Genomic DNA, 18,199 nt, shown 5'->3' on the forward strand with positions numbered 1-18,199 from the left:
GACTATTGCGTGGCGACCCCGCCACAGTGTGCACACTCCGCTCAACGGTCTCCGTCGCGGCTGCCGGGCACACGTTGCCCGACAAGGCCTAAACGACAGGATGATTAATGACTGCACCAACTTTTGCCGACCTCGGCGTGCCCGCACCTCTGGTGAAGGCGCTCGCCGATCGCGGCATCGCTGATCCGTTCCCGATCCAGGCGGCGACCCTGCCCGACTCGCTGGCCGGGCGCGACGTCCTGGGCCGCGGAAAGACCGGTAGCGGAAAGACTCTCGCGTTCTCGCTGCCTCTGGTAGCGGCACTGACGGGCGGACGCAGGCAGGCATCCAGGCCGACCGGTCTGGTCCTGGCACCCACCCGCGAGCTCGCCACCCAGATCACCGCGACGCTGGAACCCCTCGCGGCAGCGTCAGGTCTGCGCGTCACCACCATCTACGGCGGCGTATCGCAGAGCCGTCAGGTCAACGCGCTGCGCGGTGGTGTCGACATCGTCGTCGCCTGCCCGGGCCGTCTCGAAGACCTGATGCGCCAGAAGTTGGTCAGCCTCGACAGCGTCACGGTGACGGTGCTGGACGAAGCCGACCACATGGCCGATCTCGGTTTCCTGCCCGGCGTAACCCGAATCCTGGCGGCCACCCCCGCCGGAGGGCAACGCCTGCTCTTCTCGGCGACGCTGGACAACGGCGTCGACAAGTTGGTGCAGCGTTTCCTGCGCAATCCCGTTCTGCATTCGGTCGACGAAGCCGCGGAGGCGCCTGCGCAGATGACCCACCATGTGTTCCATGTCGGCGGTGTCCAGGAGAAGAAGGATCTGGTGCATCGCCTGGCCTCGGGGACCGGCCGGCGCATCTTGTTCATGCGCACCAAGCATCAGGCCCGCAAGCTGGCCAAGCAGCTCACCGATTCCGGTGTGCCGTCAGTCGACCTGCACGGCAACCTTTCTCAGCCCGCACGCGAACGCAACCTTGCCGCCTTCGCCAGTGGTGAGGCACGCGTGCTCGTCGCGACCGACATCGCGGCGCGCGGAGTGCACGTGGACAACGTCGAACTGGTGGTACACGTCGACCCTCCGATGGAGCACAAGGCCTACCTGCACCGCTCTGGCCGCACCGCGCGCGCGGGCAGCGACGGTGACGTCGTCACTGTGGTCCTGCCCGAACAGCGCAGGGATACCCAGCAGCTGTTGCGTAAGGCCGGAATCAGCGTGCGGCCCAGCGCTGTTCATGCCGATTCTGCCGAAGTGCACGCCCTCGTCGGCGAGCTCGCACCGCTGCGCGCTGCCGCGCCCAAGGCTCCTGCTCCGACGCCTGCCGCCAAGAAGCCCGATCATCACCGCGGGGGCGGAAACGAACAGCGTCGTGGCGGTCCGTCACGTAACTCGCGCGGCCCGCGTCGCCGCAGGCCCCGCCAGGGCGCTCAACGCGGCGCGAACACCGGAGGCTGATGCGCCCGCACCGGAGGCGCTGCGTCCGAGTACTTCTCGACCTGAACCAGGACGTGCGCGCCGGTGCAGCCATGCGCCAGCGATGACGTGCCGACGTCGTCGGTCAGCACATTTGGGTTTCCGTGCACGCACATCGAATCCAGATCACCCGGATCCGCTGGATCGAACCACGCGCCGGTCGAGAGCTGCACCACCTGAGGGCGCACGCCGTTGTCGAGGACGACACCGGCCAGGCAGGAACCCCGGTCGTTGAACACCTTCACCACGTCACCGGCGGCCAGGCCGCGCTCGCGAGCGTCGAATGGATTCATCCGGATCGGCTCCCGGCCAGCCACTTTCGAGGCCTGGCTGGCTGCGCCGCCGTCGAGCTGGCTATGCAACCTACTGGCCGGCTGATTGGCCAGCAAGTGCAAGGGAAACTCCGACGCCCGCGGCCCGCCGAGCCACTCGCTGGGTTCGAACCACGTCGGATGCCCCGCGCAGTCGTCGTATCCGAAGCTGTCGATGTCGGCCGAGAAGATCTCGATCCGACCACTCGGTGTGGCAAGACGATGTGCCGACGGGTCGGCGCGGAAATCGACGAGCAGCGTCAGACCGTCATCGGTCGGAAGCCTCAGGGCGCCGGCCTCCCAGAATGCATCGAAGGACGGCACCTCGAAATCGAGTGTGGCCGACCAGGTGTCGTAGAGATGCTGCAGCCACTCCCGCGACGAGCGGCCTTCGGTGAACGAGTCCCCGCAACCGAGTCGGGCGGCCAGAGCGGAAAAAGTGTCGTAGTCGTCGCGCGACTGACCGTGTGGTTCGGTCAGCCGTGGCATGGCCATCAGCACGGGGTCGTTCCGGGAACCCGAGTAGTCGTCGCGTTCGGCGAACGTCGTCGACGGGACAACGATGTCGGCGTGTTTGGCCATCGGCGTCCAGTACGGGTCGTGGACGACCACGGTGTCGGGCCTGCCCAGGGCGCGCCGCAAGCGGGGAAGGTTCTGGTGATGGTGGAAGGGATTGCCGCCCGCCCAGTAGACCAGCCGGATGTCGGGGTAGGTGAGCCGACGTCCGTTGTAGTCGAACGGTTCTCCGGGCTGAAGCAGCATGTCGCTGACCGCGGCGACCGGTATGAACGTCGACACCGGGTTGATCCCCTGTGGCAATCTGGGCAGGCCGCAGCGCAGCGGCGCCAGACCCGGTTCGTTCATCGAACCGTAGCCGTGCCCGAAACCCCCACCGGGCAAACCGATCTGGCCCAGCATCGCAGCCAGTGTCAGGCCCATCCAGGGCGCCTGCTCTCCGTGTCGAGTGCGCTGCAGCGACCAGCTGACGGTGACCATCGTGCGCCCCGACGCCATCCGCCGCGCCAGTGCGGTCAGATCCGCGGCGTCCAGCCCGCTGATCGCCGCCGCCCACTGGGGCGATTTGGGCGTCCCGTCGTCGATGCCGAGCAGATATCGCTCGAATCGCTCGTATCCGGTGCAATAGGTGCCCAGGAAATCACGATCGGCCAGGGATTCGGTGGCCAGCACGAAGGCCAGCGCCAGCATGATCGCGACATCGGTGCCCGGCACGGGGGCGAACCAGTCGCAGGGGCCGTCGACATCGTCACGCAGCGGCGAAAACGACACGATGCGACCGCCCTTGGCGCGGAAGCGGTTCAGTGCGTCGCGGGCCGGATGTGCCGTGGTGCCGCCGTGATTGACGCCGGTGTTCTTCAGCGCGAGGCCACCGAAACACACCATCAGATCGGTATTTTCGACGATGACGTCCCACTGCGTCGACCGCTTGAACAGGTCGTCGTGGGTGCCCACCACGCGCGGCATGATGACCCCGGTCGCGCCGAGGCTGTACGAGTGCCGCGAGAAGGTGAAACCACCAAGGCAGTTGAGGAACCGGTGCACCTGGCTCTGGGCATGGTGAAAGCGCCCGGCGCTCGACCAGCCGTAGGAGCCGCCATAGATCGCCTCATTGCCGTGGGCGTCGACCACCCGGCGTAGTTCGCCGGCGAGCAACTTGACCAGCTCGTCCCAGGAGATGGCGACGAACTCCTCGGCACCGCGGCGGATGGTAGGCCCGGGCCCGTCGACCAGCCAGCCGCGGCGCACCGCCGGCGTCGTGACTCGCGAGATGTGCCGGACCGAGCCGGGCAGATTCCCCAAAGCCGGGGACGGGTCGGCGTCACCGCCCCACGGAGCGACGGAGGCGATGTCACCGGCGTCCACGACGGCGGAGAAGGCCCCCCAGTGCGTCAGGCTGGTCCGAACTGGCGGCACCGGCTCAGTCTAAAGCGCTCTCAGCTCTGCCCAACCATCCGGTTGGATGGGGTACGTTGGCGGTAACTGTCCGTACCACACCGACGAGGACGCTCCCCATGGCCGAAGCCAAGTCAGTCATCGCCTACCAGCGCACGCTGTTCGAACCCGAACACGAGATGTTCCGGGAGTCGTTCCGCACCTTCCTCGAACGGCACGTCGCGCCGCACCACGACCAGTGGGAAAAGGACAAGCTCGTCGACCGCGGCGTGTGGCAGGAGGCAGGCAAACAGGGCTTCCTCGGCATGGCCGTGCCCGAAGAGTTCGGTGGCGGCGGGGTGGACGACTTCCGCTACAACACGATCATCACCGAGGAGATCATCGCCAAGCGCTACAGCGGCCTCGGGTTCAGCCTGCACAACGACGTTGTCGCCCCGTATCTGCTCAGACTCACGACCGAGGAGCAGAAGCAGCGCTGGCTGCCGAAGTTCTGCAGTGGCGAACTCATCTCGGCGATCGCGATGACCGAGCCCGGCACGGGTAGCGACCTGCAGGGCATCAAGACGCGCGCGGTCAATGAGGGCGATCACTACATCCTCAACGGCGCCAAGACCTTCATCACCAATGGAATTCACGCCGACCTCGTCATCGTCGTCGCGCAGACCGATCCCGAGAAGGGCGCACTGGGCTTCTCGCTGCTGGTCGTCGAACGCGGGATGGAGGGCTTCGAGCGCGGCCGCAAGCTCGACAAGATCGGTCTCGACGCGCAGGACACCGCCGAGCTGTCCTTCACGGACGTGAAGGTGCCCGCGGAGAACCTGCTCGGAGAAGAAGGGCAGGGCTTCATCTACCTGATGCAGAACCTGCCGCAGGAACGCATCAGCATCGCGATCATGGCCGCCGCCGCGATGGAGGCGGTGCTCGACGTGACGTTGCAGTACACCAAGGAGCGCAAGGCTTTCGGCAAGCCGATCGGCAGTCAGCAGAACAGCCGATTCCTGCTGGCCGAGCTGTCCACCGAGGCCACCGTGGTCCGGATGATGGTCGACGAGTTCATCCGGCTGCACCTCGACGAGAAGCTGACCGTCGAGCAGGCCGCGATGGCCAAGTGGTACTCCACCGAGAAGCAGGTCCACCTCATCGACCGGTGCCTGCAGCTGCACGGTGGATATGGCTACATGAGGGAGTACGACGTCGCGCGGGCCTATCTCGATGCGCGAGTGCAGACCATCTACGGCGGCACCACCGAGATCATGAAGGAGATCATCGGGCGCAGTATGGGGGTCTGATCAGGCCCGTCGGGCCTCTGAATAGGGCCGCGGCGTGCATATTCGTTGCGTGGAATTCGGCGAGGTGACTTGGTTATCGACGTCCACTGAAGCAAAGTGAACGGACGCGGTAACTTTCTCAGGCTTCTGCAAGCCCCTTGCGACGGCCATGAGGACCCTGTCACCGACCGCGGGGAGGATGAATGAGCCGGCAGCCGATGCTGCGCCTACGTGTGGTCGGTCGTGTCACGATCGGGCTGTTGGGAGTCGCCTCTGCTCTCCTGATGGCCCCGCACGCCACGGCGCAGCCCGAGGTCGACGCCAACAACGCCATTACCGCTGCCTTCGACGCCAGCGGCGGGGACGCGGGCCCGCTCGGCCCTCGCACAGGCGACGTGTATCCGGTCGGAGCGGGGTTCGCGCAGAACTTCGCCGCGGGGAAGATGTTCTTCACGCCGCAGACCGGGGCACATTTCATGCAGGGCGCGATCCTGGAGAAATACGAGTCAGTCGGCGGTCCCGCCGAAGGGGATATGGGTTTCCCCACCATCGACGAGGGCCCCGGTCGCGCACCGGAGAGCCGCAACGTCACGTTCAGCGCACCGGATAATCCGGTGATCTTCTGGACCCCGCCAACAGGAGCGCACATCGTCCGCGGTCCCATCAACGCGGCATGGGACAGGCTGGGCGGTTCCGCGGGCCGCCTCGGAGTTCCGTCGGAGGACGAGACCTACAGCGGGTCGGTCGTGACTCAGAAGTTCACCGGCGGTGAGCTGTCCTATGACTCGCGCGCCAAGACGTTCACCACGGTGCCGCCCGAACTCGCCGGCGAACTGGGCGACCTGACGATCCCCGACGATCCGATTGCGGCGATCAACGCCGCCCGGCGGGCCGCCGGAGGAGCACTCGGACCGTTGGGCGCCCCCGAGGGCGAGCCGTACAAGATCGGCGATGCCGGGATGGCCCAGGATTTCGTCAACGGAACCATCTTCTACAGTCCCGATACCGGCGCCAACGTGGTGACGGGACAGGTGCTGGCCAAGTACCAGAGCGTCGGCGGGCCCGAAGGCGATCTCGGATTCCCGATCTCCGGCGAACAGGACGGGGGCTTGGCCCCTTCGAGCCGCATGAGCGCGTTCGCCGCCGAGGACAAGCCGGTCATCTTCTGGACGCCCGATCACGGTGCATTCATCGTCCGCGGCGCGATGAACGCCGCATGGGAGAAGCTGGGCGGCGCGACCGGAGATCTCGGCGCGCCGGTGGCCGATCAGACCCAGGACGGCAATGTCATCACTCAGCGTTTCAGCGGTGGGTCGCTGTCGTGGGATTCGGCGACGCAGAAGTTCACCACGGAGCCGGCCGGTCTGGCGCCGCGGCTGGTCGGGCTCGAGGTCCCTGGCGCCGGTGCGCCGCAGGCACCGCCGACGTCGACACAGGCGTCGGAGAACGCTGAGGACTCCGGGCTCAAGTGGAACTGGTGGTGGTTGCTGGCCCTGGTGCCGATCTTGCTCGTTCTCGGTCTCGTGGCGTTCGCCGTGATGCGCAGCCGTGGGCGGGACCATGACGATGATCCGTTCGGGCTGCAGGGCCCCGGAGGTCAGGGTTACGAACCCGCGATGGTGGGCGGGGGAGACGGCGGCGACGAGGACCGGGAGGACGCCCTGTTCGGCGACCGCTACGCGCGGGAGGGACTCGGGTCGTTGGCTTCTGCCACGCCGACATCGCCCCCCGCACCGGAAGACTTCCGGCCGGAGCCTCTCAGCTTTTGGGGCGCACCGGTGCAGCCGAGCACAGGCGAGGCCGGCGACGCCGACGCGCCGATCGAGGCGGAGCAGGAGGATCCTGACGCCGTCGATACCGCGCCGACACGACTCCCCACGATCGCCGAGGCGTCGGACGCCGAGGAAACCGCGGACGAATCCGACGACTTCGCTGATGAATCCGACGGTCTCGCCGCCGGCGACTTCGGTGACGAATCCGACGAGTTCGCCGCCGATGACTTCGGTGACGAACCAGAGCTGATCGTCGTCCCAGGGGCTGCGCCCGTCCGGGATGCTGTGACAGACACCGGGCGTCACGCACGCATCGATATCGATGAGCCGATGCCTCTGGGGACTGCCCTGCACATGCCGTTCGACGATCCTCACGAGATCCCCCCGGGTTACCCCATCAAGGCCGACACCAAGTCTGGTCTGTACTGGGCGCCCGACAGCGCCGACTATCACGAGGCGCCGGTCGAGATCTGGTTCGCCAGTGAAGAGATCGCGCGAACGAACGGCTTCGTTCGCGGGGAGTGACGCCGCGAGAGGCTGTGTCGCTCAGATCTTGCGGATGACGGTGACGACCTTGCCGAGGACGGCGGCGTCGTTACCCGGGATCGGATCGAACGCCGGGTTGTGTGGCATCAGCCAGACCTGACCCTTCGTGCGCTTGAAGGTCTTGACGGTGGCCTCACCGTCGATCATGGCCGCGACGATGTCCCCGTTGTCCGCCACGCTCTGCTGTCTCACCACCACCCAGTCGCCGTCGCAGATCGCCGCGTCGACCATGGACTCGCCGACCACCTTGAGAAGGAACAGCGAGCCTTCGCCGACGAGTTCACGGGGCAGCGGGAACACGTCCTCCACAGCTTCCTCGGCGAGGATCGGCCCGCCTGCTGCGATGCGGCCCAGAACGGGCACGAAAGTGGGCTCGGGCAGTGAATCCGACCCCGCGACATCGGTGGTCACGATCGGCGTGACGTTGTCGTCGGCGCCGCGAACGTCCACTGCACGCGGACGGTTGGGATCGCGTCGTAGATAGCCCTTGCGCTCCAGGGTCCGAAGCTGGTGGGCGACCGACGACGTGGACGTCAGGCCGACCGCGTCACCTATTTCCCTGATGCTCGGGGGGTATCCGCGCGTGGTCACCGACGCGCGGATGACCTCCAGGATGGTGCGCTGACGCTCGGTCAGGCCAGAATCCCGGCCGCGGGCTGCGCCGGCGCTGCTGTCACTGCTGTCGTCGCTCATGCGTCCGAATGTAACCGTGTGCGCGCCGATAATCAAACATGTGTTCGACGTGTCGCGTCAGACAAGTTCGGACCGGTTTGGGCCGCGAGTGTGGATTTCATCAGTGGCCGGACTTGTCGGTGGGCTGCGATACCTTTCGCAACAGTTCGATCACGTGTTCTATAAATCGAACATGTGATCGAGTAAGGTTCGAACGTAAGAGCGAATGCAGACCCTGACGGAAGGCAGACAGATGACCCTCATCGATGATCGTGAGACCTGGAACGAGTTCGAGCGCGCGCCTCGCCTCGAGGTGGGTGGCGGCCGCGTCAGGGCGGTGTCTCCGACGCGCAGGCCGCGGTCACGTCGCCCTGGAGGTGCGCCGATGAGTCATCGCGGAACCGGGGTGCTGGTTTCCCGCGCCTCGCATCGGCGCCGCCGCCCCATCACGCCCGTGACGACAGTGGCGCTTGCGCTGGTGGCCGCGGCGATCACGTTGTGGCTCGGTTTGGTGGCCCAATCAGGGGGCGTCTCCGGCGTCGAAGCCGAGATCCCGAGCCGCCTTGCGGTCGTGCAGGTGCACAGTGGCGAGTCGCTGCAGCACGTCGCCCGGCGGGTGGCCCCGGACGCCCCGGTGTCCGAGGTGGTCGAGCGCATCCGGCAGTTGAACAAGCTCGAGTCGGTGTCCCTCGACGCGGGGCAGACGCTGATCGCACCGGTCGCCTGAGCTGACCGCAGGCCACACCAAACATTGTGTTGTTCAAGCACTCTCGGGAATCCTGTAATGAGGTACGCGCCTTTGAGTCCGGCATTGGGCCGTCCGTGGGTGGCGCAGGTACGCTCAAAGGCGTTCGAAGCGGTTGTCTGTCGGTGCGGCGAAGGAGCAGTGATGCACTGTCCGTTCTGCCGTCATCCGGATTCCCGGGTCGTCGATTCTCGCGAAACCGACGAGGGGCAGGCAATCCGGCGGCGCAGGTCGTGTCCCGAGTGCGGGCGGCGGTTCACCACGGTCGAGACCGCGGTGCTGGCGGTCGTCAAGCGCAGTGGGGTCACCGAGCCGTTCAGCCGGGAGAAGGTCATCCGCGGTGTGCGGCGCGCCTGCCAAGGCCGCCAAGTCGATGACGACGCGCTGAACCTTCTCGCTCAGCAGGTCGAAGACGCGGTGCGCGCCACCGGATCTCCCGAAGTGCCCAGCAATGAGGTGGGGTTGGCCATCCTTGGGCCGCTGCGTGACCTCGACGAAGTTGCTTACCTGAGATTCGCCTCGGTGTACCGCTCGTTTTCTTCCGCAGAGGATTTCGAGCGCGAGATACAGGCGTTGCGCGCGCATCGCGAGGTGCCCGCGAAGGGGTAGACCGCCCTAGTCCAGCTGGCGTTGCCCGTCGTCGACCACGCGGCCGGCGACCTGCACCCACCCTTCGGCGCTCCACGTGGTTTCGATGATCGAGCCCTGTCCCTGAACAATGGTCAGGTCTCGGCTGAGGTACTCGGTGATCCGCACTGCGGCGGCGCCGGTGGCCTCGTCCTCGCGGATGCCGAGGTGCGGGGCGAACATCCGGGACCTGATGGTGCTCGCCTCTTTGTCGAGCCATGTCCACAGATAATGCTCGGTCTCGTCGGCGTAATCGTCGGGGTCGGCGGCGGCGAGATCGTCGAGCGAGGTGAGGTCGTAGATGGAGAACGCCGGCGCCCACTCAGCTCGGGCGCTGACGGAGGTCCGGTCGTCGTTGTAGGCCACCTGCACGATGCCTGCGGGCACCTGAAGCGTCTTGATCGGCGTTCCGCGGGCCTTGAGCCACCACGCCGCACCCACGGTCGGGTGTCCGGCGAACGGTAACTGGGTGGTGGGGGTGTAGATATGGGCGTGCGCGGTGTGCACGCCCTCCGCCGGCAGGGTGACGAAAACCGTTTCGCTGTAGCCCAACTCGGCGGCTATTCGTTGACGATCGCCGGGGTCCACTGTGGCGGCGTCCACCACGCCGAGCGGGTTACCGAAGCGGCCGTCCTCGTCAGTGAACACACGCAGGACTGTCACGTCGATGGCCATGGCCCGATGCTACGTCGTGAATGCAGGTGGGTCAGGTGGCGCTGCGCTCGTCGGCGCCCATGGCGTCGAGAACAGCGACGCGGGTGTCGACGTCGCCCGCGATGGCTCGTTCGCTGATACCCGCGCGCAGCAGGCCACGCAGGTATTCCTGGTCGTAGACTGCCGGATCGGTCGTATCGATGAACTTCTCGACGAGTTCGACGAATCTCTCAGGGTCGTCGTGGAAGGGGAAGTGACCCGATCCTTCGAAGATCTCCAGTCGCGAACCAGGCATCGCGGCGTGCGCCATCTCGGCGTGACTGACCGGGATCACCGAATCGCGGCTGCCCCAGATGAGTTGCACCGGAACCGATTGCGTCAGATAACAGCGGTCGAGCATGGTCACGACCTGCCCTCGCCAATCGACCACCGCTCGCAACGTCCGCGCAAAAGCCGACGATGCGGTGGGTTCGGGCAAGTCGGCCAGGATACGCACCATGTTCGGGATGTCGCGGCCGAGCCCGCTCGACCGCAGCAGCGGCCCGCCCATACTGCTCATCAGCCGCAGAGTGGGCAACACCATAGGCAGGCGCAGCAGCGCCAGGGCCTCACTGCCCATCGGTAACGACGCCACCCGCAACGCGATGTTGACATCCTTGGTGACACCCCCGGCTCCTACCAGGATCAACCGGTCGACCAATTGAGGAAACTGGTAGGCGAACTGCATCGCGACGCCGCCGCCCAGGGAATGGCCGATGACCGTGACGCTGTCGATCCCGAGCACGCTGAGCAGATCGCGCATGCCATTGGCGTACGCGGCCACCGAATAGTCGGCGCGAGGTTTGTCGGACTTGCCGTGCCCGAGCAAGTCCGGCGCGATGACGGTGAACCGCTGAGCGAGCTGCGTCTGCACGCTGCTCCACGTTGTCGAGTTGTCGCCGATACCGTGGATCATAAGTATCGCCGGCCCGGACCCGGCGACCCGGAACGCCCGCCGATAGCCGTGGATCGTGCAGTACTGCAGCGTCGGTGTCAGTTCACGCACGGGACGCAAGTTCGGCTTGCGTTCGGTCATGTCGCTCACTCCGTCGTCAGGCCGGCTGGTAGCCGGCGGAAGTCAGAGACCTTCCCGTGGGTGGTCGTCCCCGTCCTTCCGCTTCTTCTCACCGGCTTGCTGAGCGAGGAAACGTTCGAATTCCGCGCCCAACTCTTCACCACTCGGCAAATCCTCGTCGCGCGCGAGCAGGGACCGGTTCTCCTGGGCGGCAACGAACGCATCGTACTGGCGCTCCAGCGCCTCCACCACCTGAGCAACCTCCGGGCTGGCGGCGACCTGCTCGTTGATCTTGTCCAAGACCTCCGCGGCAGCCTTGGTCAGGTCGGCAGTCGGCAACTCCAGCGAACCATTTCTGGCAACTTCGGACAGCAGCGTCTCCGCCGCGGACGGGTAATCGGTCTGCGCCAAGTAGTGGGGCACGTGGACTGTGAAGCCTACGACCTCGTAACCGTGCTGCGCCATCCGGAACTCCAACAGGTTGGACGCGCTGCCAGGTACCTGCACCTCGCCGACCCACGGCGCATGCTCGGCGATGAGCTCCTTGTCGTTGGAATGTGCCGTCAGGGTCATCGGGCGGGTGTGCGGAACGGCCATCGGGATGGAGCCCAGTCCGATCACACGCCTGACCCCGAGCCGCTCGGCCAGCAGCCGCACGGCTGTGATGAAGCGCTCCCAGCGCAGATCTGGTTCCAGCCCGGCGAGGAGCAGGAACGGCGTGCCGACGCTGTCGTGCAGCGCGTAGAGATTGAGTTCGGGTTCCTCATACGACGTGAAGTGATCGGTCTTGAAGGTCATCAACGGCCGTCGAGAGCGGTAGTCGAGCAGTTCGTCGATCGCAAACGATGCGACCAGTTCGGTGTCCAGCGTGTTCTTGAGGTGCTGTGCGGCCAGCTTGATGGCGTGCCCGGCGTCGGAGAAACCCTGGAGGGCATGCACGAGGACCGGGCCGCGACCGTCGGGAGAGGTCAGCTGCGGGCCGGGAAACTCCAGTTCGTACATCCCGGTCTGTTCGGGCTGATACCGCTGACCGGGATCCTGTGTCTCGTCAGTCACTTGTCTCGCCTCCTCGCCTCGGTGCGACCACCACGTGACGGTGATCGGGACCGTGAGCAACCAGTGTCTCGCACGATGTGATGTCGCCGCACCCGGCTCGGGTGGCGTCACCCGTTTGTTCGAACGCGAACACGCCGATGTGACATTCCTGGATGGTGACTCGTCTTCTACCCGGCGGCAGCGGTGGGGAAACGCGCGGCAGAGGCACGACGACGCCGGAAGGGGGAAGATGGGCGGGTATGCGAACGTCTGCCGCCCTCCCCGCGCGGTCGGCATGGGTCTGGCTGCTGATCGCGCTGGCCCTCCTGGTGGGCTGCGGAAGCGAGCCGGCCCTGGATCGACTGCCGCCCGTCGACGGGGTGCCCGCCGCGCGCCCGGTAACCCCTGACTCGCGGGTGGGCGCCGTCTTCCCCGGCGCGGGTGGGCTGCACCTGTGTACCGCTGCGGTACTGGCGTCTTCGTCGGCGAACCTCATCCTGACCGCGGCGCACTGCCTGGCCGCCGACGTCGACACCCGATTCGTTCCCGGTTTCGGTGACGACGCCGATGATCCGGGGGAGGACGACAGCTGGCATGTCGTCGCGGTCTACCTGGATCCGCGATGGGTCGCCGACCAGGATCCGATGGCCGACTTCGCGGTGGCGCGGGTGCAGCGCGCCGACGGGGCCAGGTTGGAGTCGGTCACGGGGGAGGGGCTGCGGATCGGCAACGCGCCAAAGCCGGGCGAGGACGTCACCGTCATCGGTTATCCGGCGGGGGTTGGCGGCGGACCTTTGGCGTGCCGCGCAGCTGTGGCGGCCGCGCACCACGGCTTCCCCGCGCTGCACTGCGACGGCGTGGTCGGCGGCTTTTCGGGCGCGCCGTGGATATCCGGGTCGACGGTGTCGGGGTTGATCGGTGGGCTCGACGGTGGCGGCTGCCTCGACGAGATTTCGTACTCTCCGCCGTTCGGCACCGCCCTGACCGAATTGATGACGCGCGCGCAGACGGGAGCGCCGGCCGACAGGCCGCCGGAGGACTTCACCGACGGATGCGAATGACGGCGCTCATGCCCGGAACTGGTTGAGCGCCCGCAATTTGTTCATGACGTCGAGGGCGGCGACCTTGTAGGCCTCCGAGAACGTCGGGTAGTTGAAGACCGCGTCGACGAGGTATTCGACGGTGCCGCCGCAGCCCATGACGGCCTGGCCGATATGCACCATCTCGGTGGCACTGGTGCCGAAGATGTGCACGCCGAGCAGGCGTAGATCCTCGGTCGACACCAGCAGCTTGAGCATGCCGTAGGAGTCACCGGCGATCTGTCCGCGCGCGAGCTCCCGGTAGCGGGATACGCCGACCTCGTAGGGGATGGCATCCTTGGTCAGCTCGACCTCTGTGGCCCCGACGTAAGAGACCTCGGGGATGGAGTAGATACCGATCGGCTGCAATTCCGTCATCTCGTGGCGGGGTTCGTCGAAGGCGTGGTACGCGGCCAGCCTGCCCTGATCCATCGACGTCGCCGCCAGCGCGGGGAACCCGATGACGTCGCCAACGGCGTAGATGTGGTCGACCTTGGTCTGGAAGTTGTCGTCGACGAAGATGCGACCGCGGTTGTCGGCCTCCAGGCCCGCGTTCTCCAGGTTCAGATGGTCTGTCTGCCCCTGTCGGCCGGCCGAATACATCACCGTCTCCGCCGGGATCTGCTTGCCGCTGGCCAGCGTCGTCACGGTGCCCGCGGCGCCGACATCCACGGCGGTGACCTCCTCGCCGAAGCGGAACGTCACCGCCAGGTCGCGCAGGTGGAACTTGAGGGACTCGATGATTTCCGAGTCGCAGAAATCGAGCATGGTGTCGCGTTTCTCGACGACGGTCACCTTGGTGCCCAGCGCGGCGAACATCGATGCGTACTCGATACCGATGACGCCGGCGCCGACCACCACCATCGAGGTAGGCAGCGATTTGAGGTCGAGGATGCCGTCGGAGTCCAGCACACGGTTCTCGTCGAACTCCACGCCCGCCGGCCGCGCCGGCTTGGTGCCGGTGGCGACGACGATGTATTCGCTTGTGAGAGTGGTACGTTCGCCGCGGCGTGACTCCTCCACGAGGACGGTGTGCGGATCCAGGAAGCGGCCGTGCCCTTCGATCAGATCGATGCGGTTGCGCATGAGTTGGGACCGCACGACGTCTTGTTCCCTGGTGATGACGTGAGTGGTGCGGGCCAGCAGGTCGGCTGGGGTGATCTTCTCTTTCACGCGGTAGCTGGCGCCGTAGAGCTCGCGCTGGCTCATGCCTGTCAGGTAGACGACGGCTTCGCGCAGCGTCTTCGACGGGATCGTTCCGGTGTTGACGCAGACACCGCCGAGCATGCGTCCACGCTCGACGACAGCCACTGACTTCCCGAGCTTTGCGGCCGCGATGGCAGCCTTTTGTCCGCCCGGTCCGGAACCGATGACGACAAGGTCGTACTCGAACATCGAAGCCATGGGTCAGGTCTACGCCGGTTGTCCGGATCGCGCATGCCGAGCCGCGTCAACAACTGGTGAACAGCTGCTCGCGCAATTCTTCATCCCCAAACCCAATTTCATCCCCAGTTGCGCTGCCGCCGAGCGACGACGGCGCTGCGACGTCGGTGGCGGTTGCCAAGTTTGCGGTATGGCCTCACTACATCAGTTCGGAAACAACGCCGGAAACCATCCCGAATCCTCGGTCGACTGCCCGGGCGCCCTGATCGCGGCATTGCCCGCCGTCCTGGGTTTCGTGCCCGAACAATCTGTGGTCCTCGTGACCGCCGCTCACGGCGAGATGGGTGCCGTGCTGCGCGGGAATCTGTCCGACGCCACGGCAGAGCGGCTGCGTGAGTTGGCACAGCTGGCGTCCGCCTCGGGGGCCGAGATCGTCATCGCCGTCCTCGTCGACGACGAGGGGGCGGATTGTCCGGCGTGCTTCGACGAGCACCGCTGGCTGGTGCGCACACTCGGCCGCGAACTCGCCGACCATGGTGTGGAATTGGTTGCTGCGCACGTTGTTGCCGAGGTGGCCGCCGGTGCCCGGTGGTTCTGCGCGGACGGCTGCGGCCGCTCCGGAGTGGTCGACGATCCGATGGCATCGCCCACCGCGATGGCCGCCGTGCTGGACGGCCGGCGGCTCTACACCACGCGTGAGGAACTCCTGGCAGTCGTCGCCACCGCTGATCCCGCACGCACCGGGGCACTTGCTGAGGTCATCGAACGTGACAGCGGCGGTGGGCGCGAACGGCCGGATTCGCAGGCCCGCGGCGATATCGAGCATGTCCTGGAATGCGTTGAACGAAATGACCAAGGCGCGGTGTTGGGAGACGGGGAGCTGGCGCGGTTGGCGTGGGCGCTGACAGATACGCGGGTGCGCGACACGCTTTATGCGCTGGCGGTCGGCGACAAGGCCGGGTCGGCGGAATCGCTGTGGGTGCAGCTGTCACAGACCCTGCCTGAGCCATGGCGGGTCGAAGCGCTTGTGCTGCTGGCCTTCTCGGCCTATGCGCGCGGGGACGGCCCCTTGGCGGGGATCTCGTTGGACGCGGCGCTTCGATGCGGCCCCCACAGGATGGCCGGCATGCTCGACCAGGCGCTACAGGCCGGGATGCGGCCAGACCAGATTCGAGAGCTTGCTGATACGGGCTATCGGCTGGCCACCCAGCTGGGCGTGCGCCTGCCGCCGAAGCGATGGCTCCGCAGGCGGGCCAGTTAGGTCAGACCTTCTCGACCTTGACGGCGTGCGCCATCTCGTGGGGCAGCTCAACCTGCTCGTGCCCGGGGATGACGATCATGACTCCGCCGTGGTCGTTGACCTCGACGGTGACGCGCGCATTCGGCACGACGCCGGCGTCTTTGAGGCGGGCGATCAGTTCGACGTCACCCTGGACGTGCTCGGTCAGCTGACGCACGACGACGGCGACCGGCATACCCGCCGGCAGTTCGGTCAGACGGACGAGGCTGTATGCCTCGTCGGCGAACTCGTCGCCGACACCGAGCTCGGAAAGGCCGGGAATCGGGTTCCCGAACGGCGAGGTCGTCGGGTTGTTGAGCACCTGCACCAGGCGGCGCTCAACGTCGACGCTCATCACGTGTTCCCAGCGGCACGCCTCGGCATGCACCTCTTCCCAGGGCAGGCCGATCACGTCGACGAGGAGACGCTCGGCGAGACGGTGCTTACGCATCACGGCGACGGCGAGCGCACGGCCCTTATCGGTGAGCTCAAGGTGCCGGTCGCCCGCGACGTGGAGCAGGCCATCCCGCTCCATCCGGGACACAGTCTGGCTCACGGTGGGTCCACTCTGGTCGAGACGCTCCGCGATGCGCGCACGCAGCGGGATCACGCCCTCTTCCTCGAGGTCGTAGATCGTTCGCAGATACATCTCGGTGGTATCGACTAGATCGTTCATGGCACACCCTCCGTCTGAGGCGAGTCTACCGGCCGATGCGGCACGGCAGCGGTCCTTCCCGACGCGACACGGTCACACCGCACCCGACGGCGTCCTCGCAGCAGAAGGCCCGTCCGGGACTCCCGGCGGGCCTTCTGAGGAATCGGCTTAGCTGGCGTACGAACGCAGGCGGTCGGCACGCTCCCCGTTGCGAAGCTTCGCCATCACCTCGCGCTCGATCTGGCGGACACGCTCGCGGGACAGGCCGAAGAGCTTGCCGATCTGGTCGAGGGTGCGTGGCTGGCCGTCGTCGAGGCCGAACCGCAACCGGATGACCTGCTGCTCACGTTCGTCGAGCGTGGCGAGCACGTAGCGGATGTCGGTGTGCAGCAGTTCGGAGATGACCGCGTTCTCTGCAGACATCGCCTCGGCGTCCTCGATGAAGTCACCGAGCGGCGCCTCTTCGTCACTTCCGACAGGCATGTCCAGGCTCACCGGGTCCCGGCTGTGCTCCAGGAGGTCGTTGATCTTCTCGACCGGGATGCCCGACTCCTCTGCGAGCTCCTCGTCGGTGGCCTCACGGCCGAGGTTCTGGTGCATCTCGCGCTTAATGCGGGCCAGCTTGTTGACCTGCTCGACCAGATGCACAGGGAGCCGGATGGTACGGCTCTGGTCGGCCATGCCGCGCGTGATCGCCTGGCGAATCCACCAGGTGGCGTAGGTGGAGAACTTGAAACCCTTGCTGTAGTCGAACTTCTCCATCGCGCGGATGAGGCCGAGGTTGCCCTCCTGGATGAGATCGAGCAGCGGCATCCCGCGGCCGGTGTAGCGCTTGGCCAACGACACCACCAGTCGCAGGTTTGCTTCCAGCAGATGCCGACGCGCCGCCTCGCCGTCGCGCACCACTGCCGCGAGATCACGCTTGCGGTTGTCGCCCAAGCGCTTCCGCGTGGCGAGCAAATGCTGCGCGTAGAGACCGGCCTCGATCCGCTTGGCCAGCTCGACCTCGTCCGCGGCATTGAGCAGCGCGGTCTTTCCGATGCCGTTCAGGTACACGCGGACCAGGTCGGCGGCGGGGCTCTGAGCGTCCAGATCTTGGTCGATGCGGCTGGTGGTGGCATTTGCCATGGCGGCCTCCTGATCGGGTGGAACTTTCAAGGACTACAACGCCCCAGGCGCGCAGAGAGTTCCCACGTTCCCGGAGGTTCACACCTTCTGATCAGCGGTTATTGGACGACGACCTGAGAATCGTCTGAGAATGCCCGAAGAAGGCACTCAGCCAGGAACGTCGCCGGGCTGATCGCCGCCGCCATGTTGCGGCGCGCTGCGTACCGGGCGTTCGATAGCCGGTCGTTCGGCGGTCGGGAACAGTGGGATGCGGCGCGGGGTGTCATAGCGGCGGGGCTCGTCGGCGCTACGCGGCGGACGGTCGTTGGCGATCAGAACCGCCATCCACGGCAGGGGGATCGAGACCACGATGATCGCCAGGGAGATCAGCCCGTTCTCCCATATCGAGTAGGCCACCGCGGCAAGAATGAGCGCGGGGATGCGAAAGGCCATCAGTGACAGGTACTTCTTGACGCGGCGGCGGTGCTGCTCTTCGTACGCGGGAGCGGCCCGGGTGATCAGGACCGGACGGCCTTCGTCGTCGAAACTCAGCTCTGGGCCTTGTTTCATATCTCCACTGTTCCACATCTGGGGACCGGTGTGCCCGTTGCGTTCCTTACCAAACTCTTGCCAGGCAG

At 66.4% G+C, this 18,199-nt stretch carries 16 protein-coding genes; 7 read left to right on the top strand and 9 right to left on the bottom strand.

Annotated features, from left to right (window positions below; translation table 11 throughout):
* The first annotated feature begins 107 nt into the window (after positions 1–107).
* On the top strand, positions 108–1,445 hold the full coding sequence (locus tag AWC12_RS22255; RefSeq protein ID WP_024445930.1) for a DEAD/DEAH box helicase: 1,338 nt from the start codon (positions 108–110) through the stop codon (positions 1,443–1,445).
* On the opposite strand, the gene AWC12_RS22260 is transcribed toward AWC12_RS22255, so the two are convergent.
* On the bottom strand, positions 1,418–3,706 hold the full coding sequence (locus tag AWC12_RS22260; protein ID WP_085177008.1) for a molybdopterin-dependent oxidoreductase: 2,289 nt from the start codon (positions 3,704–3,706) through the stop codon (positions 1,418–1,420). The two genes, AWC12_RS22255 and AWC12_RS22260, sit on opposite strands and share 28 nt — an antisense overlap.
* Positions 3,707–3,804: 98 nt before the next feature.
* Here AWC12_RS22260 and AWC12_RS22265 point away from each other — a divergent pair, with 98 nt between their 5' ends.
* Positions 3,805–4,974 (top strand): acyl-CoA dehydrogenase family protein, encoded by a 1,170-nt coding sequence (locus AWC12_RS22265; protein ID WP_085177010.1) that lies wholly within the window; start codon positions 3,805–3,807, stop codon positions 4,972–4,974.
* Positions 4,975–5,156: 182 nt separating this feature from the next.
* Entirely contained in the window at positions 5,157–7,250 is a 2,094-nt protein-coding gene (locus AWC12_RS22270; RefSeq protein WP_085177012.1) for an LGFP repeat-containing protein, read from the top strand.
* Positions 7,251–7,271: 21 nt separating this feature from the next.
* Here AWC12_RS22270 and lexA read toward each other — a convergent pair whose 3' ends face one another.
* Positions 7,272–7,964, bottom strand: coding sequence for a transcriptional repressor LexA (gene lexA, locus AWC12_RS22275; RefSeq protein WP_024445926.1), 693 nt, complete (start codon positions 7,962–7,964; stop codon positions 7,272–7,274).
* A 232-nt stretch (positions 7,965–8,196) separates the two neighbouring features.
* Here lexA and AWC12_RS22280 point away from each other — a divergent pair, with 232 nt between their 5' ends.
* Positions 8,197–8,670 carry a LysM peptidoglycan-binding domain-containing protein gene (locus AWC12_RS22280; RefSeq protein ID WP_085177392.1) on the top strand — a complete coding sequence of 158 codons (474 nt, stop codon included), beginning with the start codon at positions 8,197–8,199 and terminating at the stop codon, positions 8,668–8,670.
* Between the two features lie 162 nt (positions 8,671–8,832).
* Complete coding sequence (gene nrdR / locus AWC12_RS22285) at positions 8,833–9,297, top strand: transcriptional regulator NrdR (protein WP_024445924.1); 465 nt, start codon at positions 8,833–8,835, stop codon at positions 9,295–9,297.
* Positions 9,298–9,303: 6 nt separating this feature from the next.
* Here nrdR and AWC12_RS22290 read toward each other — a convergent pair whose 3' ends face one another.
* From AWC12_RS22290 to AWC12_RS22300, 3 genes are read right to left on the bottom strand one after another with little or no spacing between them, the layout of a single operon-like run.
* A complete protein-coding gene (locus AWC12_RS22290) occupies positions 9,304–9,990 on the bottom strand; it encodes a PhzF family protein (RefSeq protein WP_024445923.1) in 687 nt (228 codons plus the stop codon).
* A 31-nt stretch (positions 9,991–10,021) separates the two neighbouring features.
* Positions 10,022–11,044: an alpha/beta fold hydrolase gene (locus AWC12_RS22295; protein ID WP_085177394.1), complete on the bottom strand. Its 1,023-nt coding sequence runs from the start codon at positions 11,042–11,044 to the stop codon at positions 10,022–10,024.
* A 42-nt stretch (positions 11,045–11,086) separates the two neighbouring features.
* Complete coding sequence (locus AWC12_RS22300) at positions 11,087–12,025, bottom strand: proteasome assembly chaperone family protein (protein ID WP_051226617.1); 939 nt, start codon at positions 12,023–12,025, stop codon at positions 11,087–11,089.
* 293 nt (positions 12,026–12,318) lie between these two features.
* Between AWC12_RS22300 and AWC12_RS22305 the strand changes: the two genes are divergently transcribed.
* Positions 12,319–13,119: a trypsin-like serine peptidase gene (locus AWC12_RS22305; protein ID WP_085177014.1), complete on the top strand. Its 801-nt coding sequence runs from the start codon at positions 12,319–12,321 to the stop codon at positions 13,117–13,119.
* Between the two features lie 6 nt (positions 13,120–13,125).
* Here the strand turns inward: AWC12_RS22305 and sthA are convergent, their stop codons facing one another.
* Positions 13,126–14,532, bottom strand: coding sequence for a Si-specific NAD(P)(+) transhydrogenase (sthA, locus tag AWC12_RS22310; protein WP_162562221.1), 1,407 nt, complete (start codon positions 14,530–14,532; stop codon positions 13,126–13,128).
* 178 nt (positions 14,533–14,710) lie between these two features.
* Here sthA and AWC12_RS22315 point away from each other — a divergent pair, with 178 nt between their 5' ends.
* The gene (locus tag AWC12_RS22315) at positions 14,711–15,781 is read left to right on the top strand and encodes a DUF4192 domain-containing protein (RefSeq protein WP_085177016.1); all 1,071 of its coding nucleotides are present in this window, start codon (positions 14,711–14,713) and stop codon (positions 15,779–15,781) included.
* A gap of 1 nt (position 15,782) precedes the next feature.
* Here the strand turns inward: AWC12_RS22315 and AWC12_RS22320 are convergent, their stop codons facing one another.
* From AWC12_RS22320 to AWC12_RS22330, 3 genes are all read right to left on the bottom strand, one after another.
* Positions 15,783–16,475, bottom strand: coding sequence for an iron-dependent transcriptional repressor DtxR (locus AWC12_RS22320; RefSeq protein WP_024445917.1), 693 nt, complete (start codon positions 16,473–16,475; stop codon positions 15,783–15,785).
* 147 nt (positions 16,476–16,622) lie between these two features.
* On the bottom strand, positions 16,623–17,582 hold the full coding sequence (gene sigB / locus AWC12_RS22325; RefSeq protein WP_024445916.1) for a sigma-70 family RNA polymerase sigma factor SigB: 960 nt from the start codon (positions 17,580–17,582) through the stop codon (positions 16,623–16,625).
* Positions 17,583–17,729: 147 nt separating this feature from the next.
* Positions 17,730–18,149, bottom strand: coding sequence for a DUF3099 domain-containing protein (locus AWC12_RS22330; RefSeq protein ID WP_036464818.1), 420 nt, complete (start codon positions 18,147–18,149; stop codon positions 17,730–17,732).
* Positions 18,150–18,199: the final 50 nt, after the last annotated feature.

It is taken from the genome of Mycolicibacterium iranicum, assembly GCF_002101705.1.
Classification (GTDB): domain Bacteria; phylum Actinomycetota; class Actinomycetes; order Mycobacteriales; family Mycobacteriaceae; genus Mycobacterium; species Mycobacterium iranicum.

Excerpts from the sequence above, each read along its gene's own strand:
- AWC12_RS22255 (WP_024445930.1), top strand. The coding sequence starts at position 108 with ATGACTGCACCAACTTTTGCCGACCTCGGCGTGCCCGCACCTCTGGTG.
- AWC12_RS22265 (WP_085177010.1), top strand. The coding sequence starts at position 3,805 with ATGGCCGAAGCCAAGTCAGTCATCGCCTACCAGCGCACGCTGTTCGAA.
- AWC12_RS22270 (WP_085177012.1), top strand. The coding sequence starts at position 5,157 with ATGAGCCGGCAGCCGATGCTGCGCCTACGTGTGGTCGGTCGTGTCACG.
- lexA (WP_024445926.1), bottom strand. The coding sequence starts at position 7,964 with ATGAGCGACGACAGCAGTGACAGCAGCGCCGGCGCAGCCCGCGGCCGG.
- AWC12_RS22280 (WP_085177392.1), top strand. The coding sequence starts at position 8,197 with ATGACCCTCATCGATGATCGTGAGACCTGGAACGAGTTCGAGCGCGCG.
- nrdR (WP_024445924.1), top strand. The coding sequence starts at position 8,833 with ATGCACTGTCCGTTCTGCCGTCATCCGGATTCCCGGGTCGTCGATTCT.
- AWC12_RS22290 (WP_024445923.1), bottom strand. The coding sequence starts at position 9,990 with ATGGCCATCGACGTGACAGTCCTGCGTGTGTTCACTGACGAGGACGGC.
- AWC12_RS22295 (WP_085177394.1), bottom strand. The coding sequence starts at position 11,044 with ATGACCGAACGCAAGCCGAACTTGCGTCCCGTGCGTGAACTGACACCG.
- AWC12_RS22300 (WP_051226617.1), bottom strand. The coding sequence starts at position 12,025 with ATGTACGAACTGGAGTTTCCCGGCCCGCAGCTGACCTCTCCCGACGGT.
- AWC12_RS22305 (WP_085177014.1), top strand. The coding sequence starts at position 12,319 with ATGCGAACGTCTGCCGCCCTCCCCGCGCGGTCGGCATGGGTCTGGCTG.
- sthA (WP_162562221.1), bottom strand. The coding sequence starts at position 14,532 with ATGTTCGAGTACGACCTTGTCGTCATCGGTTCCGGACCGGGCGGACAA.
- AWC12_RS22315 (WP_085177016.1), top strand. The coding sequence starts at position 14,711 with ATGGCCTCACTACATCAGTTCGGAAACAACGCCGGAAACCATCCCGAA.
- AWC12_RS22320 (WP_024445917.1), bottom strand. The coding sequence starts at position 16,475 with ATGAACGATCTAGTCGATACCACCGAGATGTATCTGCGAACGATCTAC.
- sigB (WP_024445916.1), bottom strand. The coding sequence starts at position 17,582 with ATGGCAAATGCCACCACCAGCCGCATCGACCAAGATCTGGACGCTCAG.
- AWC12_RS22330 (WP_036464818.1), bottom strand. The coding sequence starts at position 18,149 with ATGTGGAACAGTGGAGATATGAAACAAGGCCCAGAGCTGAGTTTCGAC.